This is a genomic window from Quadrisphaera sp. GCM10027208, assembly GCF_042658805.1.
GTDB lineage: Bacteria > Actinomycetota > Actinomycetes > Actinomycetales > SCSIO-59966 > SCSIO-59966.
This window is the reverse complement of the sequence record NZ_JBHSRC010000002.1, coordinates 466,603-488,809: the sequence shown is the minus strand read 5'-3', so window position 1 is coordinate 488,809 and position 22,207 is coordinate 466,603. Positions and strand designations below refer to the sequence as shown.

The following is a 22,207-nucleotide window of genomic DNA, read 5'->3' as shown; positions in this document are numbered from 1 at the left end:
ATGGGCAGCGTCAGAACTCCCATCATCGGAAGACCTCGACCCCTACCCGGCCAACGACGCGCCGTCGCCACCTACACCGTCAACTGCGAAGAGCCCGATAACCGGCCGGAGGCTGTCTTACCGTCCGAGAGAGGGGGTTGTCCTCAACGGGAACGGGAACGCCGTCCGGCCAGCTCCACCGTCCCATGCGCTCCCCGCTGGACACGAGGGGCACCCACCCGAGGGTGGGCGGAACCGAGCCTTGCAGACTAAGCAAGCACGAGAGACCACACGCTAGCGACCATTGCCTTCGAGGCATGGCATTCCGTGGGCCGCAACGGCTGTGCTCCCATTCACGGGACATCGCATCGGTCCATGCGGCCGACGCCCCGGCTGGCTCCCAGGGCGTCGGCCGTCGCCCTACCGACGGGCCACCATCCCAGACACGAACCACTGCACCAACGGAACCGCCAAGGTCACGGCCGTCTCTGCTTCCTCCTTCGACACCCCGGGCACGGCGTGGTCCCCACCGCCGTGACGGTCGTGGTGCCCCTTCCACAGCGCCTGACACATTCGCAGGACGATCTCAGAGGTCGGGGCGCCAGGATCCTCCCGGGTCAAAGAGAGTCCCCCGTCGCCGTCATCACGAAGCCGCCCGATGACGTGCCCGAGAGTAGCCTTCGCCTGGTTCGGCACCACCACCGGTATCGCAGCGTCCTCGACCGCCTTCACAGCCAAGGCATAGGCGCCCGATGGATCCGGTTGGACGCCGAAGATCTTCTCCCATGCCTCCGCCAGCCGCTGACCGGCCCGGCCGCTGCTAGCCATAACTCGGTCTGCGTTGCGCTGCACACCTTCCGGCACCCGCCGCACCAAGCCCGGTCTGCCCGCGCGGGTCCCGACCTTCCACGCGGAACCCGCCTCATGCAGGATCCTGTCCAGGCCGTTCGCATCCCCATAGTCATTAGCGAGCAGGAAGTCAATGAACACTAAGAACGTGAAGTGGCCTAGGCGCTCAGCCACCGCGGTAGCGTGCCAAGCGCTATCCCCATCATAGTCCAACGGAACCCGCAGGACTCTCTCCGCGGACCGGAAGAGCAAAGGGTCGAAATAGTCACCATTACCGAGCGAAATCGCGTACCGGAACCACTCCAGCAGCGATCGGCGTAACCACTGCGGGATGCCCTCGTGCAGCGCGTCATAGCCCGCAGCAGCGTCCCCCTCGTCATACCCCAGGGGTCTCCAATCGTCCTCTTCCACCATGAGCAACAGTGTGCCCTACCAACCCGACTTCTCCCCCTCCTGGCCGAACCAGCTGTGGCTGATCGACTCTACCTACGTCCCGACGTGGTGCGGGATGGCGTTCACCGCGTTCGTCTCCGACGCCTGCTCCCAGCGCATCCTCCGGTCGGCGCACCTCGAAACCTGCGGCTGGACGCCTTGGAGATGGCGCTGTGGACCCGCCAGCGCGACGGAACGGCTGTGCTCCCATGGACGAAACATCGCAGCGGCCCGCGCGGCCGACTCCCCGGCTGACTCCCAGGGCGTCGGCCGTCGCACTACCGCACCAAGCCCATGGGTCTCCTGTCTTGAGTCAGTGGTTGTCGAGAAAGTCGTCGGCGTAACGCGCCAACTCATCCTCCAGCTCAGGGCAGAAGGCTTCCACCCCGTAGAGGACCATCGTCCCGCCCTGCTCCGGGTCCATACCGTGTTCAAACAGGATATCGGGGATGCCCCCGAAGGTGAGCCGGTCGTCTCGCAGGGACCGGCAGATGGTCTTGGCCGTGTCGACCGAGTACCAAGCGTCGTCCTCGGTCCAGCCGGTGTCGGAGGACAGCAGGTTGTCTACGTAGTCTTGTTCGGTACTGTGGACGGTTGCGGTGCGGGGTGTGTCGTCGCTGGGCGTGCCGATGGTGATGCTGCAGCTGGTGAGTAGTAGGGCTGCGCCGGCAGTGGCGGCCAGGGTCCGGGTTATCATTCGGTTACCACATCCTTGTTGTTCGCAGCCGCCGCAAAATCCCCCGGGTTGTGGCATTCGCAGGGGCAGGGGACATCTCCTCGCCTAACTTCATCATTCATGATCACCCATGTTGCGTCAAGATGACACTCCTCCGTAGGTCGGGCTCTGCATGCTTCGTCGACGACGTCGCGGCGGCCATCGGGGAGGACGGCGCCGCCGACGGGCGTGGACAGCCAGGACGTCGCGCTCACCGCAGCACCCGCTCCTCCTCCGGCAGCCGGCCGAGCCGCACCATCAGCCGGTAGGCGACCACGGAGACAGCGGCACCCGTGGCCAGGACGAGGACGCCGGCGGGACGGTTGTAGGCGGCGACGGCCTCAGGGCGGTCGCCAGCAGCCCGAGGCACGATCCAGGGCGCGGCCACGGCGAGCCGGGCAGCCTTGACGGTCCAGCTCTGCCGGGCCTCGAGCTCGGCGCGAGTGCGGGCGTCCTCGCGCAGGAACGCCGACAGGGTCCGAAGCAGCTGCGCCAAGGCGTCATGGACGCGGTCCCGCCACCGTGGCCGACGAGCACTCGTCCCGGTCTGCGGCCAGAACGACCACTAAATGCTGAACACACCTGCTCCCAGCAGAAGTTCCACGACCAGGGCCAACGCTCACACCCCCGACCGGTGCGCTAGCAGCCGGGGCGAGGTCGACGCCGGTACGCAGGAACCGGCCTCGTGCGGAAACCCTTGTGCTCGAACAAGACTCCCCTCCCGCGTAACGAAGAGGGCTGCCGGGCGACGCACACGTGTACCTCGCCGGCGAGGCCTCGTCCCAGCGGGGAGCGCGGCCTGACCAGGTACGCCGCGCCGCTGATGGTCGCCAAGTTGGCCCGGCCCCCGATGGCGAACCGGCCGGCGCCAGGTCCCTTGGCAACGTGGTTCACCAGCACCACCGCCGCGCCCGTGCGACGGCCCGAACCCTGGCGAGCACGCGGATGGGGCGGGCCATGTTAAGCCTCGACCCCAAACTACCCGGGTGTCACCGGTGGCTGCGAGAGTTCGCTCTAGCCCGGCCTGTCGGACACTGACGGGGCCGTCCCGTGCCTCAAGATGGGGGCAGCAACTAGAGGAGGTGCATGTGACGGAGGCTCTGCTCCTGTCGGAGCGGAAGGCGTACGGAGCCTTCTATACGCCGGCGGATGCCGCCCACTACATGGCAAGCTGGGCGATCCGCTCACCGGAGGATGTAGTTCTCGAACCGAGCCTCGGAGACGGTTCGTTCATTGCGGCAGCGAACGACGTCGCGGCAGCGCGGGGCTGGCGACGACCCGCGTTCGTCGCCTCCGAGTTGAACCCGCGCGCGGCCGCAGACGTGGTGCAGCGCGGCCTCGTCACCGCCGACGAACTGGCCGTTGGTGACTTCCTGCAAGCGCCCGTCCGACCCGTGCACGCAGCGATCGGTAACCCGCCGTACGTTCGACTGAGGGCGCTGCCTGAGGAGCAGGTGGTAAGTGCCCTCGGCGCAGCACGAGCCGACATGGGCGAGACCATGCAGTCGAGCGGCAGTGTATGGATGCCGTTCGTATCGCGCGCCGCGCAGTTCCTCTGCACCGACGGGCGCATGGCTCTCGTACTTCCCTGGGACATGACATACGTCCGGTACGCGCGTCCGCTCTGGCGGTACCTGGCCGCTACGTTCGGCTCCCTGCGCGTCGTTCGCGTCCGGGAGCGCCTCTTCCCCGACCTCGGCCAGGATGTGCTCCTGCTCTTCGCAGACCACAAGGGGCGCAGAACTGACTCGGTGCTCTTCGAGGCGCACCGTAAGGTGGAGGACCTCATCGCTGGGAAGCCGGAGGCGACGTCTACGGTGCCCGTGAGTCGCGTCATCGCTGGAGAACGGGTGTTTCAGGAGGCTCTCCTCCCGTCAGCGGTGCGCGAATTTCTTGTGGGGTCGGCAGAGTGGACTGTCCCCGTGCGAGACCTGGCGACGTTCAACATCGGGTACGTCACTGGCGACAAGGACTACTTTCATCCTGGGCCGGAGCGATCGCTGCCAGAGTCAAGTTTGCGGCCTGCCATCACAAACGCTCGACGCATTCGTGGAGGAGGCCTCTACACCTCGGCACTTGGAGGGTCGGCAACCTCTAAACTCTGGCTTCCGGGGGAGGAGCTGTCGGAGCCTGAAAAGCGGTACGAGCGATACGGAAGGCGTCTGGGCGTTCACCGAGCGTACAAATGCAAGGTGCGCGAGCCCTGGTATCGCGTGCCGGGCGTCAAGGTGCCCGACCTGGTGCTGTCAGTGTTTTCGTCGCTGCCCGTACTGATGGTCAACGATGGCGGCTATGTTGCGACAAACAGCCTTCTCTGCGGCTACCTGCGCCAAGGCGACGCTGCGTCCTTTGCTGCAAGTTGGTACACCTCCCTGACCCTCTTGCACGCCGAGTTGGAGGTCCATTCCCTTGGCGGTGGCGTTCTGGTGCTTGTGCCCAATGAGGCGGGAAGTGTGCGCGTACCCAAACCGCACACCGTCTCTAGCAGGTACCTACCGCGCGTCGAGGAGGCTTTGCGCGCTGGCGACCTCCGTAAGGCCTACGAAGTCGGCGATGTGGCGCTGGCGGAGAAGTACGGCGCTGAAGCGGTGGGGTTGATGCGAGAAGGGATTGCCACCCTCGCGTCCTGGCGGCTCGGCCGGCCGGTCGTCACCTGAAGTAGTCGAGCCAAATGTTACGCCGCTTGAAGGTGGCAACCAGGCGATCTACGAATGTGCTGATCTGCATATCCCGCTCCGTAAGCGGGACCGATGCCTGCACAAGGCTGTCCATGATCTCAGGGAGCGGGGTCTTGTTGAAGTCCACCACCATGTATGCGAACTGGTCGTAGATCCCTCGGATGTCTTTGTACTGGGTCCCATCCCGTCCGGCGATCGCGCTGTACATTCTTGCGTAGCGTGGGTGATCGGGGTGTTCGTCAACTATGACCTTCTTTCCCTTTCGCTTGGCGGACTTCTTGCTGAGAACTGGGTGCAGGTAGACGTACCCATACACCGCCATGGGGAAGCGATCTTGGAGACTGATGCACTCACCGATGATGCCTTGGTAGTACTCCAAGACGTTCTGCCCGACGGAACTCATCTGACTGCGCACGCCGATGCTCATCAGCACCCCGTTGTCTGGGTGGATGACCGCAACATCGGCGTCCTTCGGCTTGTGTGAGCCGAAGATCTTGGCCTCCTCTTTCACCTCCACGCCCTGCTTGCGCGCCTCAGCCGTCAGGCGAGAGCGGAGGTCGTCGGCGATGTGCCGATGCAGCATCTTGATGAACCCTTGACTGCGCACCGCATTCACCGGGTCGGCGTCATACTTGGCTTTCATGTCCCGCAGCACGTCCTCGAGGGTCGGCGCGATGAGCGGAGTCGCCGATGCAGCGACGGGCGTGGACGCGGTCGCAGCTTCCAGCGAGTCATCGTCCGCCGTCTCGAACAGGGCGCCGTCGCTATCGCGGGTCGCGGCCGAAGCATCATCAGTCACGTCCGGACCGTATCGACCCTCCGAGGGTGGAGTCCACGAGCAACAGTCAAAGTTCACTGAGATGGCGGCTGGATCCGCAGTCCGAATAGGTACGTTAGCGGCCTCTAGGGAACTAGACTTGACTCGTTGATCCACAGCTCCTCGACCTGCGGGTCGTCCAGGTAGCGCTGCAGCGGCCCGAAACCGGCGACGGAGTCCAGGACTGACCGCACGACGTCCTGCGGCAGCGGCGGCAGGTGGCCGGTCAGGGACCGCTCGTCGTAGTCGGCCACGGCGTCCTCGACGAGCCGGCGCATGGCCACCGGGTCCCGCAACGGGTCGAGCCCGCGCCGGCGGACGAGCTCGCGCACCTCGTCCTCGACGATCGCCACCGCGTCCACGACTTCCCCGTTCGTCGCTCTCCGCAACCCCGAGGCGGCAGAGTAGGGCGAATCACGGGTCCGCGGGAGTCCCCCTGTGGATGACGCGATGACGCCTCGTGGTCACCGCGGCCTGCGCCGTCTCGCACAGAATGCTGGATTCCGCACCCGTTCACCGGCGTGTTGCGCCACCAATCCAGCATTCTGCGAGCGGGCCAGGGTGGCGGGATTGCATGATCACGAGGGGTGGGGTGGCGGGATTGCATGATCACGAGGGATGGGGATGGGAGGGTGCAGGGAGAGACCCACGTCACCGGGGGCATCCCCTCGCGATGGAGGCTACGGCTCAGTAGCCTCCGGTCACCACGACGCCGACACAGTCAGGGAGCCCGCCGTGCAGCACATCCTCGACGCCATCCTGTCCGGTACCGCGACGAGCGAGGACTACGCCGCCCTCGACGTCCCCGACCACTACCGCGCGGTCACCGTGCACAAGGACGAGGTCGACATGTTCGCCGGCCTGCCGGCGCAGGAGAAGGACCCGCGCCGCTCGCTGCACGTCGAGGACGTCCCGACCCCCGAGCTCGGCCCCGGCGAGGCCCTGGTCGCCGTCATGGCCAGCGCGATCAACTACAACACCGTGTGGACGTCGATCTTCGAGCCGGTGTCGACGTTCGGCTTCCTCGAGCGCTACGGACGCACCTCGCCGCTGGCCAAGCGGCACGACCTGCCCTACCACGTCATCGGCTCCGACCTGGCCGGGGTCGTGCTGCGCACGGGCCCGGGGGTGCACGCCTGGAAGCCCGGGGACGAGGTCGTCGCGCACTGCCTGTCGGTCGAGCTCGAGCGCCCCGAGGGCCACAACGACACGATGATGGACCCCGAGCAGCGGATCTGGGGCTTCGAGACGAACTTCGGCGGCCTGGCCGAGCTCGCGCTCGTCAAGGCCAACCAGCTCATGCCCAAGCCGGGCCACCTCACCTGGGAGGAGGCCGCGAGCCCGGGCCTGGTGAACTCCACCGCCTACCGCCAGCTGATCTCCCGCAACGGCGCCGGCCTCAAGCTCGGCGACACCGTCCTGATCTGGGGCGCCTCCGGCGGTCTCGGGTCGTACGCCACCCAGCTGGCGCTGGCCGCCGGCGCCACCCCGGTGTGCGTGGTGTCCAGCGCCGAGAAGGCCGACATCTGCCGGGCGATGGGCGCCGAGCTCGTCATCGACCGCAAGGCCGAGGACTTCCGGTTCTGGAAGGACGAGACCACCCAGGACCCCCGGGAGTGGAAGCGCTTCGGCACCCGGATCCGGGAGCTCACCGGTGGGCGGGACGTCGACATCGTCTTCGAGCACCCCGGCCGGGAGACCTTCGGCGCCAGCGTCTACGTCGCCCGCCGCGGCGGCACCATCGTCACCTGCGCCTCGACGTCCGGGTTCTGGCACGAGTACGACAACCGCTACCTGTGGATGAACCTCAAGCGGATCGTCGGGTCCCACTTCGCGAACTACCGCGAGGCGTGGGAGGCCAACGACCTCATCGCCCGCGGGCTCATCCACCCGACGCTGAGCCGCAGCTACCCCCTCGAGCAGACCGGGCAGGCGACCTACGACGTCCACCGCAACCTGCACCAGGGCAAGGTGGGCGTGCTGGCCCTCGCGCCACAGGAGGGTCTGGGTGTCCGGGACCCGGAGCTGCGCGCCCGCCACGAGCAGGAGATCAACCGGTTCCGCAACGTGTGACGCGCCGACGCCGGCGAGCGCCCCGCGGTCGCTAGGGTCACGCTCGTGAGCGAGGACGGCGGCGGCCGGGTGCGGCGCTGGCGCGAGCGCGTCCGCCGGCTGCGGGCCGCCGTCCCGGCGCGGCCGCGCCCCACGGGCTACCCGCGTCCCCCGCGCGCCGCCCGACGGCAGGCGGTGACCGGTGTGCCGACGCTCGACGCCCTGCTCAACCCCCCGCCGGAGGAGGCCGGCGCCGAGCCGGCCGACGCGGACACGCGTCCCCCGGGGGCCACTGCCGACGACCCGGACGTCGCGGCCGAGACCTCGGACGGTGCCCCCACCCTGGGGCCGGACACCGGCCGGCCGGAGCGCCGGCGGGGCCGCTTCGGCCCGCCTGGCCAGCCGATCAACCGCAGCAACCCGTTCTACGTCGGCTTCGTCGGCGCCATCGGCGTCCTCGTCGCGTGGGGTCTGGTCAACCTGCTCGGCGCGATGTCCTCGGTGCTCACGCTCGTCGTCATCTCGCTGTTCCTCGCCCTCGGCCTGGACCCGGTCGTCGCGTGGATGCAGGGCCGCGGGGTGCCGCGCGGTGCGGCGATCGCGCTGGTGTTCCTCGGCCTGCTCGCCGTGTTCGCCGCGTTTATGTCCTCGGTCATCCCGCCGGTGGTCGACCAGGCCAGCGAGATCGCCGCGAACGCCCCGCAGTACGTCGAGCAGGTCTCGCAGTACCTCCAGCGCTCGGAGTGGCTCAACGACCTCGACGAGGAGTACGAGGTCACCGAGCGGGTGCTGACCGAGCTGGAGTCGGTGCTGGCCAGCGGGCAGACGGTGACGACGGTCTTCGGCGGCATCTTCGGCGCGGGCCGGGCCGTGGTCTCCGGGGTGGCCAGCACGGTCACCGTGCTCGTGCTCACCCTGTACTTCCTCGCCTCGCTCAACGGCATGAAGTCGATGGCCTACGCCCTCGTCCCCGCCTCCCGACGCCGCCGGGTCCAGCTGCTCGGCGACGAGATCACCCGCCGCATCGGCGGGTTCGTCAGCGGCCAGCTGCTGCTGGCCGCCATCAACGGGCTGCTCAGCTGGATCGTGCTGTCGGTGATGGGCATCCCCTACGCCGAGGTGCTCGCCTTCACCGTCGGCCTGCTGGGCGTGGTGCCCCTCGTCGGCGCGACGCTCGGCGCCGTCATCGTCGTCATCGCGGCGCTGTTCACGTCCTTCACGTCGGCGCTCATCCTGACCGCCTACTACATCGCCTACCAGCAGTTCGAGAACTACGTCCTGGCGCCACGGGTCATGGCCCGCACCGTCTCCGCGCCGGGCGGGGTGATCCTCGTCGCGGCGCTCGCCGGCGGCAGCCTGCTGGGGATCGTCGGCGCGCTCATCGCCATCCCGCTGGCGGCCGGGCTGCTGCTCATCGTCGAAGAGGTCGTCATCCCGCAGCAGAACCGGGCCTGAGGTCGTCCACGATCTCGTAGTCGCCCGCCCACGTCGTCGGCAACGGCGACGCCGCGGGGTTGACCCGGGCGACGATCTCGTCGAGCACCCGGCGCACCTGCGCCTCCCCCACCCACAGGTGCCGGGCGTTCTCGACCACGACGATCTCGGCCTGGGTCAGCGGGGCGAAGCCCTCCCGGGCGGGCCCCGGCGGCAGGAAGTCGTCGTGCTCGGGGACGAGGGCAAGCACCGGCTTGCCCGAGTCGGCCCACCGCCGCAGGTCCTCCGGGCCGGAGTACCGCAGGGGCGGCGAGAGCAGGATGGCGCCCTCGACGGACGGGTCGCAGCCGTGCCGCAGGGCGAGGTCGGTGCCGAACGACCAGCCGACGAGCCAGCGCCGCGGCAGGTCGTGGAACTCCGCGTACTCGATCGCCGCCGCCACGTCGAAGCGCTCGCCGTCCCCGCCCTCGAAGTGCCCCTCGCTCGTCCCCCGAGGACTGCTGACTCCCCGCAGGTTGAACCGCAGGACGGCGAGGTCGGCCAGCGCCGGGAGCCGCCAGGCGGCCTTGCGGAAGACGTGGCTGTCCATGAACCCACCGTGGGTGGGCAGCGGGTGCAGCGTGATGAGGGTGGCCACGGGGTCCCGGTCCAGCGGCAGGGCGAGCTCGCCGACGAGCGTCAGCCCGTCGGCGGTGTGCAGCTCGATGTCCTCCCGGCGGGCGGGCAGGACGGTGTTCGACCGGATCCGGATGGGTTCGCTCATCGCTGCGGCAGCCTACCGACGCCCCGTGCCGACCGTGCTCAGCGCCGGGGGCGCCGCCGGGACCGGGCCTGCCAGCAGGGCCGGTGCCAGTGCCGGCGGTCGGCGACGGCGCTGTCCTCACCGAGCAGGTCGTCGGCAGGCCAGACGACGAGGTGCGCCACCCCCGGCGGGATCTCCTGGTCGCACCCGGGGCACCGGTAGGTCTTCGTCGACCCGGCGCCGGTGACCGGCCGGACGAACCACTCCCGGCCGTCCCCGCCCTGGCGGCGGGGCGCCGATCCGAGCGCCCGCTCGACGTCAAGCGGGGCGGGCCGGGCCGCGGGCGCGCGCCGGCCGCCGCGACGGGGCCGGTTGCTGCGGGGCACGCACCGATTGTGACCCAGGGCGATGGCGGGCATCACCACGCCATGTCAGGCGTAGGTGCGGAAGCCGCGACCGGTCTTGCGGCCGAGGTAGCCGGCCATGACGAGCTGCTCGAGCAGCGGTGAAGGAGCGAAGCCCGGTTCGCGGAACTCCAGGTACAGCTGCCGCTCGATCGCCAGGGCCACGTCGAGACCGACGACGTCGAGGACCTCGAAGGGACCCATCGGGTAGCCGGTGCCCTTCTTCATCGCCAGGTCGATGTCGTCGGCGCTGGCGTAGTGCGCCTGGAGCATCTTCACCGCGTCGTTGAGGTAGGGGAACAGCAGGGCGTTGACGATGAACCCGGCGCGGTCACCGCAGGTCACCGGGTGCTTGCCGATCCGGCGGCACAGGTCCACGACGGTGGCAGTGACGTCGTCCGCGGTCGAGACGGTGTGGACGACCTCCACGAGCCGCATCACCGGGGCGGGGTTGAAGAAGTGCATGCCGATGACGTCGCGGGGACGCTCGGTGGCCGCCGCGCACTCGACCACCGGCAGCGAGGACGTCGTGGTGGCCAGGACGGCGCCGGGCCGGCAGATCTCGTCGAGGTTGGAGAACAGCGCCTGCTTGACGCTGAGCTCCTCGACCACGGCCTCCACGACGAGGTCCACGTCGCGCAGGTCCTCCAGGTCGGTGCTGCCGGTGAACCGGGCCAGGGCGGCGTCCCGCTCGTCCTCGGAGAGCTTGCCGCGCTGGACGGCCTTCTCCAGGCTCTTGGTCATCGCTGCGACCACCCCGGCGATCTTCTCCTGGCCGCGGGCGACGAGGACGACGTCCAGACCGGCCTTGGCGAACACCTCGGCGATGCCGGTGGCCATCGTCCCGGAGCCCACCACGCCGACCCGGCGGACGTCGCGCAGGCTGGTCCCGGCCGGCGGCTCGCCGGAGGGGGTGAGCTCGTCCGGGACGACCTGGGAGGAGCCCGGCTCGGCGTAGGTGTAGAAGCCGCGGCCGCTCTTGCGGCCCTTGAGGCCGGCGGTGACCATCTGCTTGAGGATGGGGCTCGGCGCGTGCAGCCGGTCGCGGCCCTGCTTGTACATCGTGTCGAGGATCTCGTAGGCGGTGTCGAGGCCGATGAGGTCCATCAGCGCCAGCGGGCCCATCGGGTAGCCGGCGCCGAGCTGCATCGCCGCGTCGATGTCCTCGCGGGTGGCGTACCGCGACTCGTACATCGACACGGCGTGGTTGAGGTAGCCGAACAGCAGCGCGTTGGCGATGAAACCCGCCTTGTCCCCGACGACGACCGGCTCCTTGCCCAGGCGGCGGGCCAGCTCGACGACGTCGGCGACGACGTCCTCCTCGGTGACGACGGTCCGCACCACCTCGACGAACGGCAGCACCGGGGCGGGGTTGAAGAAGTGCATGCCGACGACGCGGCGCGGGTTGTGGGTGGCGACGGAGATCTCGGTGACCGACAGGCTCGAGGTGTTCGTGGCGAGGATCGCGTCGGCGGACACGATCGAGTCCAGCTTGCCGAAGATCTCCTGCTTGAGGTCGAGGTGCTCGGGCACCGCCTCGATGACGAGGTCGGTGCCGGCGAGGTCCTCCAGCGCGGTGGTGAAGGAGATCCGCCCGAGCAGCGCCGCCTGCTCCTCCTCGCTGAGCTTGCCGCGGCGCACGGCGCGCCCGGTGGACTGCTCGACGTGACCGCGACCGGCCTGGACGGCGGCGTCGTCCACCTCGACGGCGACGACGGACAGCCCGGTGCGGGCCAGCACCTCGACGATGCCGGATCCCATCGTGCCGAGGCCGACCACACCGACCGTGCTGATCTCGCGGGCCATGACGTCCTCCGGGAGTGCGTTGCGTTCTCGTGGCGGGACCGGCGCCGCCGGCGCCGGGTACGGGCATCCTCGCAGAGCCGGGGCCGGCACAGAACCGTGCGCTCGGTCACCTGCGTCGCGCCGGTAGCCTCCGCGCCGTGCGTCTGGTCATCGCCCGCTGCTCGGTGGACTACGTGGGCCGGCTCACCGCCCACCTCCCGCTGGCCACCCGGCTGCTCGTCGTCAAGGCGGACGGCAGCGTGCTCGTGCACTCCGACGGCGGCTCCTACAAGCCGCTGAACTGGATGAGCCCGCCGTGCTCGCTGACCGTGGCCGAGCCGGCGCCCCAGGACGCCGCGGCCGGCGTGGAGCAGGTGTGGACGGTGCAGGCGACCCGCAGCGAGGACCGCCTCGTCGTGCGGGTGCACGAGGTGCTGCACTCCTCCCAGCACGACCTGGGCGTCGACCCCGGCCTGGTCAAGGACGGCGTCGAGGCGCACCTGCAGCGCCTGCTGGCCGAGCAGATCTCCACCCTCGGCGAGGGGTACACCCTCGTACGCCGGGAGTACCCGACGGCGATCGGCCCGGTCGACATCCTGGCCCGAGACCCGCGCGGGGCGACGGTGGCGGTCGAGATCAAGCGCCGCGGCGAGATCGACGGCGTCGAGCAGCTCACCCGGTACCTCGAGCTGCTGAACCGGGACCCCCGGCTGGCGCCGGTGACGGGGGTGTTCGCGGCGCAGGAGATCCGCCCGCAGGCACGGGTGCTCGCCCAGGACCGCGGGATCCGCTGCGTGACGCTCGACTACGACGCGCTGCGCGGGGTGGACGACGTGGCGTCCAGGCTCTTCTGAGCGCCGACGGCTGACAGCCTGCCGGACGGCGGGCATGCTGGCCCGGTGACCCAGCGCGTGATCGTCGTCGGGGCCGGGGTGATCGGCCTGTCCTGCGCCGTCCGCCTGGCCGAGGCCGGGTTCGACGCCCACGTCCTAGCCCGCGAGCTGCCGCTGGAGACGACGTCCGCGGTGGCCGGCGCGCTGTGGTTCCCCTACCGGGCCGAGCCGGCCGCCGACGTCGCCCGCTGGGGTCGCGTCACGCTCGAGGAGCTGCTGCGGCTCGCGGACGCCGAGGAGGAGGCGGGCGTCCTGGTCCGGGACGGCGTCCTGCTGCACCACACCCCGCCGCAGCGGCCGTCGTGGGCGGACGCCGTCTCCGACCTCACCTCCCTGCACCCGGTCACCGACCCGGCGCCCGGCTACCGGCACGGGCTCGCCGCGCGGGTGCCGCTCGTCGACATGGGGCGCTACCTGCCGTGGCTGCAGGCCCGCCTGGAACGGGCCGGCGGCACCGTCACCCGGATGCCGCTGCCGGCCCTGCCCGAGCGCGGCGTCGTCGTCAACGCCACCGGGGTGGCCGCCCGGGCGGTCGCCGCCGACCCGCTGGTGCACCCGGTCCGCGGCCAGGTCGTCGTCCTGGAGAACCCCGGCCTGGACCGGTGGCTCGTCGACGACGAGGAGACCCCGGACGGCCGGCTCGTGTACGTGCTGCCGCGCACGGACACCGTCGTCGTCGGCGGCTGCGCGGTCGAGGACGACTGGGACCCGGTGCCGGACCCGGACCTCGCCGAGGCCATCCTCGCCCGGGCCACCGAGGTCGAGCCGCGCCTGCGCGGCGCCCGGGTGCTGGCCCACCGAGTGGGTCTGCGGCCCGCCCGCTCCGCGGTTCGCCTTGAGACGACCCATGCGGGCGACGGCACGGTCGTGCACTGCTACGGCCACGGCGGCGCCGGGGTGACCCTGTCGTGGGGGTGCGCCGACGAGGTGCTCGAGCAGGTCCGCGCCGCCACCGGGTACTGACGGCGGGCAGCCGCCCGCGCGCAGCCCGAGACGGACCGCCAGCGCGAGACCGGCCAGGCCGGCACCCAGACCGGCGACGACGAACAGGACGACGTCGGTACTCACTCCGGAACGTCACCAACGCGCCGCCAGCCGTCGGCGTCGACCTCGACCACCCCGGGCGCCCGGAGCAGATCGGGCAGGGCCGCTGCAACGTCGGCCGGAACGCGGACGACGACCGTCTCACCCCGGTGCAGGTCCGCCAGTGCCTCCAGCTGGGCCCACGGGTCCGTGGGGCCAAGGTCCACCGACGTCGGCGTTCCGTCCGGCACGAGCAGGAAACGGGCGGGGCACTGCAGGTCACTCACGGCGGCAGCCTGCCACGATGACCCGTGTGATCGAGGACCTCGACGACACCGCGCTGCGCGCCCGGGCGAGCATCAAGTGGGACCTGGCCGAGCCGGACGTGCTGCCGGCCTGGGTGGCCGAGAACGACTTCGCCCCCGCCCCGCCCGTGCAGCAGGCGGTCGCCGAGGCGGTGGCCCGGGGCGCCTTCGGCTACCCCACCGTCGACGAGCGCACCGGGCTGCCCGAGGCGACGGCGCAGTACTGCGCGTCCGCGTGGGGGTGGCACGTGGACCCCGGCCGGGTGCTGCTCAGCGGGGACGTCATGGCCGGGGTCCGGCTCGTGCTCGAGACGCTCTGCGAGAAGGCCCCCGTCGTCGTCCCGACACCGGCGTACCCGCCGTTCCTGGACGTCGTCCCGCTCACCGGACGCGAGCTCGTCACCGTCCCGCTCGACCCGGACGCCGAGCGCGCGGTCCTCGACCTGGACCAGGTCGAGGCCGAGCTGGCCGCCGGCGCCCGCACCGTGCTGCTGTGCAACCCGCACAACCCCTGGGGGCGGGCGTTCACGGCCGAGGAGCTCACCGGCCTGCGCGACGTCGTCACCCGGTACGGGGCGCGGGTGGTCTCCGACGAGATCCACGCCCCGCTCGTGCTGCCCGGCGCACAGCACGTGCCGTACGCGTCGCTGCCCGGGACCACGGAGCACACGACGACCGTGCTGTCGGCGAGCAAGGCCTTCAACGTGCCGGGCCTGAAGTGCGCGCAGGTCGTCTGCGGGTCGGCCGAGGACCACACCGCGCTGCGCCGGGTGCCCGTCGTCGCCAACCACGGCGTCTCCCCACTGGGGATCGTGGCGAACACGGCGGCCTGGGCCGAGGGCGGACCGTGGCTCGCGGCCCTGATCGAGCGCCTCGACGCGAACCGCGGCCTGCTGGAGCACCTCGTCGCCGAGCACCTGCCGGGGGTCCGGATGCGCCGCATCGAGGCGACCTACCTGGCCTGGCTCGACGTCCGGGCCCTCGACCTGCCCGCCTCCCCGGCGGCCACCGCGCTCGACCGTGGCCGGGTGATGGTCAACGACGGGCTCGCCTTCGGCCCGGGCGGGCAGGGCCACGTCCGGCTCAACACGGCGACGAGCCCCGAACGGCTGACCGAGGCGGTCCACCGCCTGGCCCGGGCCTGGTACGGCGACGGCCGGTCGGTGTCAGCTCGCTGACTGCCGGTGCCCGGAGAGCTCCGGCAGCCCGTAGGCGCGCCTGATCGCGGCGACCACCCGGCCGAGGACCTCGTCGAGCCCGAAGTCCTTGGGCGTGAACACCTCGGCGACGCCGGCCTCCCGCAGCCGGTGGGCGTCGCCGTCCGGGATGATCCCGCCGACGACGACCGGCACGTCACCGAGGTCGTGCTCCCGCAGCCCCTGCAGGACCTGGGGCACCAGCTCCATGTGGGATCCGGACAGCACCGACAGGCCGACGCAGTGCACGTCCTCGGCGACCGCGGCCGCGACGATCTGCGCCGGCGTGAGCCGGATGCCCTGGTAGATGACCTCGAAGCCGGCGTCCCGGGCGCGGACGGCGACCTGCTCGGCGCCGTTGGAGTGACCGTCGAGCCCGGGTTTGCCGACGAGCATCCGCAGCCGGGTCCCGAGCTCCTCACCGGTGCGCCGCACGGCCTCCCGCAGCGCGGCCAGCTCGCCGGCGGGCTCCCCCGCACCACCAGGCGCGCTCCCGTCCCGCCCGGACTGGTCCGCCACCGACGGCGCGCCGACCGAGCCGGACACCCCCGTCGGGGCGCGGTACTCCCCGAACACCTCCCGCAGCGCACCGGCCCACTCCCCCGTCGTCACCCCGGCCCGGGCGCACGCGAGCGTCGCGGGCACGAGGTTGGCGTCGCCGCGCGCCTCCTCGGTGAGCCGACGCAGCGCGTCGGCGGCCGCCTGTTTGCGGGCCGGGTCGGCGTCCCGCTCGGAGCGCCAGCGGCGCACCGCCTCGACCGCGGCGGCCTCGACCCCCGGGTCCACGGTCTGGATCACCGTCGTGAGGTCGGCGGTCAGCGGGTTCGGCTCGGTGCTGGTGAACCGGTTGACGCCGACGACGACGTCCTGCCCGGTCTCGATCCGGCGCCGGCGGGCGGCGTGCGAGGCGACGAGGGCCTGCTTCATGTACCCGGACTCGACGGCGGCGACGGCCCCGCCCATCGCCAGCACGCGATCGATCTCGGCGCGCGCGCCGTCCGCGATCTGGCGGACCTTCGCCTCGACCACCGGGCTGCCGTCGAACAGGTCCTCGTACTCCAGCAGGTCGGACTCGTAGGCGAGCACCTGCTGCATCCGCAGGCTCCACTGCTGATCCCACGGCCGGGGCAGGCCGAGGGCCTCGTTCCAGGCCGGCAGCTGGACGGCGCGCGCCCGGGCCCGCTTGGACAGCGTCACCCCTAGCATCTCCAGCACGATCCGCTGGACGTTGTTCTCCGGCTGGGCCTCGGTCAGGCCCAGGGAGTTGACCTGGACGCCGTAGCGGAACCGCCGCTGGCGCTCGTCGCTCACCCCGTAGCGCTCCCGGGTCAGCTCGTCCCACAGCTCGACGAAGGCGCGCATCTTGCACATCTCCTCGACGAACCGGACCCCGGCGTTGACGAAGAACGAGATCCGGCCGACCACCTCCCCGAACCGCTCCGGCGGCACCTGGCCGGAGTCCCGGACGGCGTCGAGCACCGCGATCGCCGTGCACATCGAGTAGGCGATCTCCTGCACCGGCGTCGCGCCGGCCTCCTGGAGGTGGTAGCTGCAGATGTTGATCGGGTTCCACCGCGGGACCTCCGACACGGTGTACGCGATGAGGTCCGTGACGAGCCGCAGGCTGGGCCCAGGCGGGAAGGCGTAGGTCCCGCGGGAGAGATACTCCTTGATGATGTCGTTCTGCGTGGTGCCGGCCAGCTGGCCGGGCGCCGCCCCCTGCTCCTCGGCGACGACCTGGTAGAGCGCGAACACCCACATCGCGGTCGCGTTGATGGTCATCGACGTGTTCATCTCGGCGAGCGGGATGCCGTCGAACAGGGCGCGCATGTCACCGACGTGGCTGACCGGGACACCGACCTTGCCGACCTCGCCCCGGGCGAGCTCGTGGTCGGGGTCGTAGCCGGTCTGGGTCGGCAGGTCGAAGGCGACGGACAGGCCGGTCTGGCCCTTCTCGAGGTTGCGCCGGTACAGCGCGTTGGACTCCCGGGCGCTGGAGTGCCCGGCGTAGGTCCGCATCACCCACGGCCGGTCGCGCTCGGGCCGGCTCGGCTGGGACGGGTCAGTCATCGGTCGACCTCCTGGCAGGTGCGGTGAGGCTACCGACCGGTACCGCGGTTACGGGAGGTCAACCGGAGGTGAGGGAGGCCACTTCCGGCCCGGGCGAGCAGCGGCACCGCCGGGCACCGCGGCGCACACTGGACGGGTGTCCCCGTGGCAGAGCTACTCCTACCTGCTGGGCCCGCTCGTCGCGTTCGCGATGGTGGCCGTGCTGGCGCTACTGCTGCGCTGGGCGTTCTCTCGCGGCCACTCGCTGGTGGAGTCCCCGCCCCGGGCAGGTGCGCCGCAGGACTACGGGCTGCTCGTCGCCGTCGCCGAGCCGGCCACGTTCGTCGAGGCCGAGGTGCTGCGCCGCCGGCTCGCCGAGGCGGGGATCACCGCGACGCTGGCGCCGACCACCCTGGGACCCCGGGTGCTCGTGTTCCCCCGGGACGCCGACACGGCCCGGGCCGTCCTCCGGGACTGACCCGGCGGCGGCCGCGGGGCCCACCGGGGTCACGGAGCGAGCAGCCCGGTGGCGTCGTCCACGGTGCTCCGGCGCACCTGGGCCCCCAGACCCGCCAGCGTCCCGACGAGGTCCTCGTACCCGCGGTCCACGTGGCCGGCCCCCTCGACGGTCGTCACCCCGTCGGCGACGAGGCCGGCCACGACGAGGGCCGCGCCGGCGCGGATGTCGGTGGCCACGACCGGCGCCCCGGACAGGCGTGGCCGTCCCCGCACGAGCACGTGGTGGCCGTCCACCCGGACGTCGGCGCCGAGCCGGGCGACCTCGTCGACGAACCGGAACCGGGACTCGAACAGGTTCTCGGTGATCACCGCGGAGCCGAGGGACACCGCGCCCAGCGCGACGGCGAACGGCTGCAGGTCGGTCGGGAACCCGGGGTACGGCAGCGTCGCGACGTCCACGGCCTGCGCCCGGCGCGGCCCGACGACCCGGAAGCCGGCGGCGTCGGCCAGCACGTCGGCACCGGCGGCGCGCAGCTTGTCCAGCGGCAGCCGCAGGTGGTCGGCGCGCCCGCCGCGCACCAGCACGTCCCCGCCGGTGGCCGCCGCCGCGTACGCCCACGAACCGGCCACCACCCGGTCGGCGACCACGCGGTGCTCCACCGGGTGCAGGCCCTCGACGCCCTCGACGACGAGACGACCGGTGCCGATGCCGTCGATCCGCGCGCCCATCGCGACGAGCATCTCCGCGAGGTCGACCACCTCCGGCTCGCGGGCCGCGTTGTCGAGCACGGTCGTGCCCGTGGCCAGGACGGCCGCCATGAGGAGGTTCTCGGTCGCCCCCACCGACGGGAAGGCCAGCGGCACCTCGGCGCCGGTCAGCCCGCGGGGGGCCTGCGCGACGAGGTAGCCGTGGTCGACGTGCACGGTCGCGCCGAGCGCCTCCAGGCCGGCGACGTGCAGGTCCAGACCGCGCGAGCCGATGGCGTCGCCGCCGGGCATCGCCACGTCGACGCGGCCGACCCGGGCGACGAGCGGGCCGAGCACGCTGATGGAGGCGCGCATCGCCCGCACCAGCTCGTAGTCGGCCCGGTGCCCCGGCTCGTCCGGCACGTCCACGGTGACGACGTGCGCGCCGGTGTCGTGCTCGACCGTGCACCCGAGCCGGCGCAGCAGCTCGGCCATGATCCGGACGTCGAGGATGTCCGGGACGTCGAGCAGGGTGCTGTGCCCGGGGGCCAGCAGGCAGCCGGCCATGAGCTTGAGCACGCTGTTCTTGGCCCCGCGCACGGTGACCTCGCCCTGCAGCCGGGCGCCGCCGGCGACCTCGATGCGCTCCACGACCGGCGATCGTAGGGGGGCGCGTCGTAGTGTCAGGCCATGGTCAACCTCACCCGCATCTACACCCGCACCGGCGACGACGGCACGACGGCGCTCGGTGACTTCAGCCGGACCCGCAAGACCGACGCCCGGCTGGTCGCCTACGCCGACGTCGACGAGGCCAACTCGGCGATCGGCGTCGTGCTGGCCGCCCCGGACGCGGCCGACGTCCTCGGCGAGGACGTCGTCGCCCTGCTGACCCGAGTGCAGAACGACCTGTTCGACGTCGGCGCCGACCTGTGCACACCGCTCGCGCCGACCTACGACCACCCCCCGCTGCGGGTCCGCGAGCAGTGGGTGGCGGAGCTCGAGACGGCCTGCGACACCTACAACGAGCCGTTGACGCGGCTGCGCTCGTTCGTCCTGCCCGGGGGCACGCCGGCGTCGGCGGGGCTGCACGTGGCCCGGACCGTCGTCCGGCGCGCCGAGCGGTCGGCCTGGGCGGCGATCGAGTCCTACGGCACCGGCGAGCAGGGCGGGGTCAACCCGCTGACGGCGACGTACCTCAACCGCCTGTCCGACCTGCTGTTCATCCTCGCGCGGTACGCCAACCGGTCGGCCGGCGACGTGCTGTGGCAGCCCGGCGGCGGTCGCCAGGAGGCGCCGGCCCGTCGGCAGCGGCGGCAGGACGCCTAGGTCCTGCTCCGGCGTGCGGTCCTGCTCCGCCGGGCGCTCAGGTCACGCGCGCGGTCTGCCCGGGCGGCGCGGACTCCAGCCATGAGGCGAGGCCGGTGTAGGCGTCCTCGGTCATCGCCAGGTCGAGGTCGTCGCCGCGGTGGCGGCAGTGGACGACGACGGCCTGCGGGACGACGGCGGTCACCTCCGAGCCCTGGGTGGGGCGGCGGTCGACCACCGCGAGGTCCCCGCGGCGCCAGGTCGCCTTGGGTCGCAGCGAGAACGAGAACACCCGGAACCACTCGAGCCGGTCGTAGCCGTAGCGAGCGACGCCGAGGCTCCAGTGGCCGTCGGGCAGGCGCAGCGAGCAGTCGAAGGACGCCCGGCGCCGGGCCAGCCCCTGCCGGCGCAGCACGAACGCTGCGGCCAGGACGACGAGGAGCAGGGTGAGACCGAGGGCGGCCAGCAGGGGGACGACGAGCTCCTCCACGTGGCCGCCTCGGACTACCGGGAGGCCGTGGTCTCGTCCGGCATGGTCACGTCGTCGAGGACCAGGACGACGCGGTCGTGCTCGACCGACAGGAACCCGCCGCCCGTGGTCACCGTCACCGGCGACCCGCTGACGGGGTGCACCCGGACCTCGCCCTGGACGAGGGCGCCGAGGACCGGGGTGTGACCCGGCATGACGCCGAGCTCGCCCTCCGTGGTCCGGGCCACGACGAGCGATGCCTCGCCGGACCAGACCGTCCGGTCGGCTGCGACGAGCTCGACATGGAGTTCGGCCACGGGTTCACGCCTCCTGCGTCCGGGGGGGTGCCGCCGGTCGTGGCGGCGGTGCGGTGCCGAGGATAGCCACCGCCTGACACGACGACGACGCGGGGCCCGCACCGGTCGACCGGTGCGGGCCCCGCGGCGGGCGGACTGCGCGCTACTCGCCGGTCTCCTTCTGGATCCGGGCCCAGTTGCGCTCGACGTCCTCCAGGCCGCCGCACATGAAGAACGCCTGCTCGGCGACGTGGTCGTACTCGCCGTCCGCGATCTTCGTGAAGGCCTCGACGGTCTCCGACAGCGGCACGGTCGAGCCCTCGATGCCGGTGAACTGCTTGGCGACGTAGGTGTTCTGGGACAGGAACCGCTGGATCCGGCGGGCCCGGTTGACGACGATCTTGTCCTCCTCCGACAGCTCGTCGACGCCGAGGATGGCGATGATGTCCTGCAGCTCCTTGTTGCGCTGCAGGATCTGCTTGACCCGCACCGCGGTGGTGTAGTGCTCCTGGGAGATGTACCGCGGGTCGAGGATGCGGGAGGTGGAGGTCAGCGGGTCCACGGCCGGGTAGATGCCCAGGGACGCGATCTCCCGGGAGAGCTCGGTGGTCGCGTCGAGGTGGGCGAACGTCGTCGCCGGGGCGGGGTCGGTGTAGTCGTCGGCGGGCACGTAGATCGCCTGCATCGAGGTGATCGAGTGGCCGCGGGTCGAGGTGATCCGCTCCTGGAGCAGGCCCATCTCGTCGGCAAGGTTGGGCTGGTAGCCCACCGCCGACGGCATCCGGCCCAGCAGCGTGGAGACCTCCGAGCCGGCCTGGGTGAACCGGAAGATGTTGTCGATGAACAGCAGCACGTCCTGCTGCTGCACGTCGCGGAAGTACTCCGCCATCGTCAGCGCGGACAGGGCCACCCGCAGGCGGGTGCCCGGCGGCTCGTCCATCTGGCCGAAGACGAGCGCGGTGGAGCCCAGGACGCCGGACTCCTCCATCTCCACGATGAGGTCGTTGCCCTCACGGGTCCGCTCCCCGACCCCGGCGAACACCGACACGCCGCCGTGGTCACGGGCCACGCGGGCGATCATCTCCTGGATGAGCACCGTCTTGCCGACGCCGGCGCCGCCGAACAGGCCGATCTTGCCGCCCTGCACGTAGGGCGTCAGCAGGTCGATGACCTTGATGCCGGTCTCGAACATCTCGGTCTTGGACTCGAGCTGGTCGAACGCCGGGGCGGTCCGGTGGATCGGCCAGCGCTCGGTGACCTCCAGCGGCTCGTCGCAGTTGAGGCAGTCCCCGACGACGTTGAAGACCTTGCCGAGGGTGACGTCGCCGACGGGGACGCTGATCGGCGCGCCGGTGTCGTGCACCGGCATGCCGCGGACCAGGCCGTCGGTGGGCTTCATCGCGATGGCCCGGACCATGTTGTCGCCGACGTGCTGGGCGACCTCGAGCCACAGGGTGGTCTGCTCGCCGAGCAGCTCGTAGGTGACCTGCAGGGCGTTGTTGATGTCGGGGATCGCGTCCGCGGGGAACTCGATGTCGACGACGGGCCCGGTGACCCGGGCGATGCGGCCGACGCCGGGCTCGGTGGAGCGGACGTCGGTCTCCGGGAGAGTGGCGGTCATGGTGTGTCTCTCAGCTC

At 71.4% G+C, this 22,207-nt stretch carries 21 protein-coding genes and 1 pseudogene; 8 read left to right on the top strand and 14 right to left on the bottom strand.

What is annotated here, in order from left to right; all coding sequences use genetic code 11:
- Window positions 1–399: 399 nt before the first annotated feature.
- The 3 genes and pseudogenes from ACFP6A_RS05435 to ACFP6A_RS05425 all read right to left on the bottom strand — a co-directional run.
- Window positions 400–1,242, bottom strand: a complete 843-nt coding sequence (locus tag ACFP6A_RS05435; RefSeq protein ID WP_379602135.1) for a hypothetical protein — start codon at window positions 1,240–1,242, stop codon at window positions 400–402.
- A gap of 331 nt (window positions 1,243–1,573) precedes the next feature.
- A complete protein-coding gene (locus ACFP6A_RS05430; RefSeq protein WP_379602133.1) occupies window positions 1,574–1,957 on the bottom strand; it encodes a DUF732 domain-containing protein in 384 nt (127 codons plus the stop codon).
- Between the two features lie 229 nt (window positions 1,958–2,186).
- Window positions 2,187–2,471, bottom strand: a pseudogene (locus ACFP6A_RS05425) (type II secretion system F family protein); the annotation flags it as partial.
- A 592-nt stretch (window positions 2,472–3,063) separates the two neighbouring features.
- On the opposite strand from ACFP6A_RS05425, the gene ACFP6A_RS05420 reads away from it, so the two are divergent.
- A complete protein-coding gene (locus ACFP6A_RS05420; RefSeq protein ID WP_379602131.1) occupies window positions 3,064–4,632 on the top strand; it encodes a hypothetical protein in 1,569 nt (522 codons plus the stop codon).
- Here ACFP6A_RS05420 and ACFP6A_RS05415 read toward each other — a convergent pair.
- On the bottom strand, window positions 4,625–5,452 hold the full coding sequence (locus tag ACFP6A_RS05415; RefSeq protein ID WP_379602129.1) for a hypothetical protein: 828 nt from the start codon (window positions 5,450–5,452) through the stop codon (window positions 4,625–4,627). The two genes, ACFP6A_RS05420 and ACFP6A_RS05415, sit on opposite strands and share 8 nt — an antisense overlap.
- A gap of 104 nt (window positions 5,453–5,556) precedes the next feature.
- Window positions 5,557–5,832 (bottom strand): hypothetical protein, encoded by a 276-nt coding sequence (locus ACFP6A_RS05410; protein ID WP_379602127.1) that lies wholly within the window; start codon window positions 5,830–5,832, stop codon window positions 5,557–5,559.
- 373 nt (window positions 5,833–6,205) lie between these two features.
- On the opposite strand from ACFP6A_RS05410, the gene ccrA reads away from it, so the two are divergent.
- Entirely contained in the window at window positions 6,206–7,543 is a 1,338-nt protein-coding gene (ccrA, locus tag ACFP6A_RS05405) for a crotonyl-CoA carboxylase/reductase (RefSeq protein ID WP_379602125.1), read from the top strand.
- A 45-nt stretch (window positions 7,544–7,588) separates the two neighbouring features.
- On the top strand, window positions 7,589–8,977 hold the full coding sequence (locus ACFP6A_RS05400; RefSeq protein ID WP_379602123.1) for an AI-2E family transporter: 1,389 nt from the start codon (window positions 7,589–7,591) through the stop codon (window positions 8,975–8,977).
- Here the strand turns inward: ACFP6A_RS05400 and ACFP6A_RS05395 are convergent.
- Genes ACFP6A_RS05395 through ACFP6A_RS05385 form a run of 3 tightly spaced genes read right to left on the bottom strand, consistent with a single transcriptional unit; the run spans window position 8,952 to window position 11,908 of the window.
- A complete protein-coding gene (locus tag ACFP6A_RS05395) occupies window positions 8,952–9,719 on the bottom strand; it encodes an alpha/beta hydrolase (RefSeq protein WP_379602121.1) in 768 nt (255 codons plus the stop codon). The genes ACFP6A_RS05400 and ACFP6A_RS05395 overlap by 26 nt on opposite strands.
- Window positions 9,720–9,757: 38 nt before the next feature.
- Window positions 9,758–10,084, bottom strand: a complete 327-nt coding sequence (locus ACFP6A_RS05390) for a hypothetical protein (protein WP_379602120.1) — start codon at window positions 10,082–10,084, stop codon at window positions 9,758–9,760.
- Between the two features lie 45 nt (window positions 10,085–10,129).
- Entirely contained in the window at window positions 10,130–11,908 is a 1,779-nt protein-coding gene (locus ACFP6A_RS05385; RefSeq protein WP_379602119.1) for a 3-hydroxyacyl-CoA dehydrogenase family protein, read from the bottom strand.
- Between the two features lie 137 nt (window positions 11,909–12,045).
- Here ACFP6A_RS05385 and nucS point away from each other — a divergent pair, with 137 nt between their 5' ends.
- Together nucS and ACFP6A_RS05375 are read left to right on the top strand one after the other, a co-directional pair.
- Window positions 12,046–12,741 (top strand): endonuclease NucS, encoded by a 696-nt coding sequence (nucS, locus tag ACFP6A_RS05380; RefSeq protein ID WP_379602118.1) that lies wholly within the window; start codon window positions 12,046–12,048, stop codon window positions 12,739–12,741.
- A 45-nt stretch (window positions 12,742–12,786) separates the two neighbouring features.
- Entirely contained in the window at window positions 12,787–13,743 is a 957-nt protein-coding gene (locus ACFP6A_RS05375) for an FAD-dependent oxidoreductase (protein ID WP_379602117.1), read from the top strand.
- A 101-nt stretch (window positions 13,744–13,844) separates the two neighbouring features.
- On the opposite strand, the gene ACFP6A_RS05370 is transcribed toward ACFP6A_RS05375, so the two are convergent.
- A complete protein-coding gene (locus ACFP6A_RS05370) occupies window positions 13,845–14,090 on the bottom strand; it encodes a hypothetical protein (RefSeq protein ID WP_379602116.1) in 246 nt (81 codons plus the stop codon).
- A gap of 17 nt (window positions 14,091–14,107) precedes the next feature.
- Between ACFP6A_RS05370 and ACFP6A_RS05365 the strand changes: the two genes are divergently transcribed.
- Window positions 14,108–15,286, top strand: coding sequence for a MalY/PatB family protein (locus ACFP6A_RS05365; RefSeq protein WP_379602115.1), 1,179 nt, complete (start codon window positions 14,108–14,110; stop codon window positions 15,284–15,286).
- Here the strand turns inward: ACFP6A_RS05365 and ACFP6A_RS05360 are convergent.
- Window positions 15,275–17,374: a protein meaA gene (locus ACFP6A_RS05360; RefSeq protein ID WP_379602114.1), complete on the bottom strand. Its 2,100-nt coding sequence runs from the start codon at window positions 17,372–17,374 to the stop codon at window positions 15,275–15,277. The genes ACFP6A_RS05365 and ACFP6A_RS05360 overlap by 12 nt on opposite strands.
- Window positions 17,375–17,510: 136 nt before the next feature.
- Here ACFP6A_RS05360 and ACFP6A_RS05355 point away from each other — a divergent pair, with 136 nt between their 5' ends.
- Window positions 17,511–17,831 carry a hypothetical protein gene (locus tag ACFP6A_RS05355; RefSeq protein ID WP_379602113.1) on the top strand — a complete coding sequence of 107 codons (321 nt, stop codon included), beginning with the start codon at window positions 17,511–17,513 and terminating at the stop codon, window positions 17,829–17,831.
- Window positions 17,832–17,860: 29 nt separating this feature from the next.
- Here the strand turns inward: ACFP6A_RS05355 and murA are convergent, their stop codons facing one another.
- Window positions 17,861–19,150 (bottom strand): UDP-N-acetylglucosamine 1-carboxyvinyltransferase, encoded by a 1,290-nt coding sequence (gene murA / locus ACFP6A_RS05350; protein ID WP_379602112.1) that lies wholly within the window; start codon window positions 19,148–19,150, stop codon window positions 17,861–17,863.
- A gap of 39 nt (window positions 19,151–19,189) precedes the next feature.
- Here murA and ACFP6A_RS05345 point away from each other — a divergent pair, with 39 nt between their 5' ends.
- Window positions 19,190–19,825, top strand: a complete 636-nt coding sequence (locus ACFP6A_RS05345; RefSeq protein WP_379602110.1) for a cob(I)yrinic acid a,c-diamide adenosyltransferase — start codon at window positions 19,190–19,192, stop codon at window positions 19,823–19,825.
- A gap of 37 nt (window positions 19,826–19,862) precedes the next feature.
- On the opposite strand, the gene ACFP6A_RS05340 is transcribed toward ACFP6A_RS05345, so the two are convergent.
- The 3 genes from ACFP6A_RS05340 to atpD all read right to left on the bottom strand — a co-directional run bounded on the left by ACFP6A_RS05340 (window position 19,863) and on the right by atpD (window position 22,190).
- Entirely contained in the window at window positions 19,863–20,294 is a 432-nt protein-coding gene (locus ACFP6A_RS05340; protein ID WP_379602108.1) for a DUF2550 domain-containing protein, read from the bottom strand.
- A gap of 14 nt (window positions 20,295–20,308) precedes the next feature.
- Entirely contained in the window at window positions 20,309–20,590 is a 282-nt protein-coding gene (locus ACFP6A_RS05335; protein ID WP_379602107.1) for a F0F1 ATP synthase subunit epsilon, read from the bottom strand.
- Window positions 20,591–20,732: 142 nt separating this feature from the next.
- On the bottom strand, window positions 20,733–22,190 hold the full coding sequence (atpD, locus tag ACFP6A_RS05330; protein ID WP_379602105.1) for a F0F1 ATP synthase subunit beta: 1,458 nt from the start codon (window positions 22,188–22,190) through the stop codon (window positions 20,733–20,735).
- Between the last annotated feature and the right edge of the window lie 17 nt (window positions 22,191–22,207).

Excerpts from the sequence above, each read along its gene's own strand:
- ACFP6A_RS05435 (WP_379602135.1), bottom strand. The coding sequence starts at position 1,242 with ATGGTGGAAGAGGACGATTGGAGACCCCTGGGGTATGACGAGGGGGAC.
- ACFP6A_RS05430 (WP_379602133.1), bottom strand. The coding sequence starts at position 1,957 with ATGATAACCCGGACCCTGGCCGCCACTGCCGGCGCAGCCCTACTACTC.
- ACFP6A_RS05395 (WP_379602121.1), bottom strand. The coding sequence starts at position 9,719 with ATGAGCGAACCCATCCGGATCCGGTCGAACACCGTCCTGCCCGCCCGC.
- ACFP6A_RS05385 (WP_379602119.1), bottom strand. The coding sequence starts at position 11,908 with ATGGCCCGCGAGATCAGCACGGTCGGTGTGGTCGGCCTCGGCACGATG.
- ACFP6A_RS05365 (WP_379602115.1), top strand. The coding sequence starts at position 14,108 with ATGACCCGTGTGATCGAGGACCTCGACGACACCGCGCTGCGCGCCCGG.
- ACFP6A_RS05360 (WP_379602114.1), bottom strand. The coding sequence starts at position 17,374 with ATGACTGACCCGTCCCAGCCGAGCCGGCCCGAGCGCGACCGGCCGTGG.
- ACFP6A_RS05345 (WP_379602110.1), top strand. The coding sequence starts at position 19,190 with ATGGTCAACCTCACCCGCATCTACACCCGCACCGGCGACGACGGCACG.
- atpD (WP_379602105.1), bottom strand. The coding sequence starts at position 22,190 with ATGACCGCCACTCTCCCGGAGACCGACGTCCGCTCCACCGAGCCCGGC.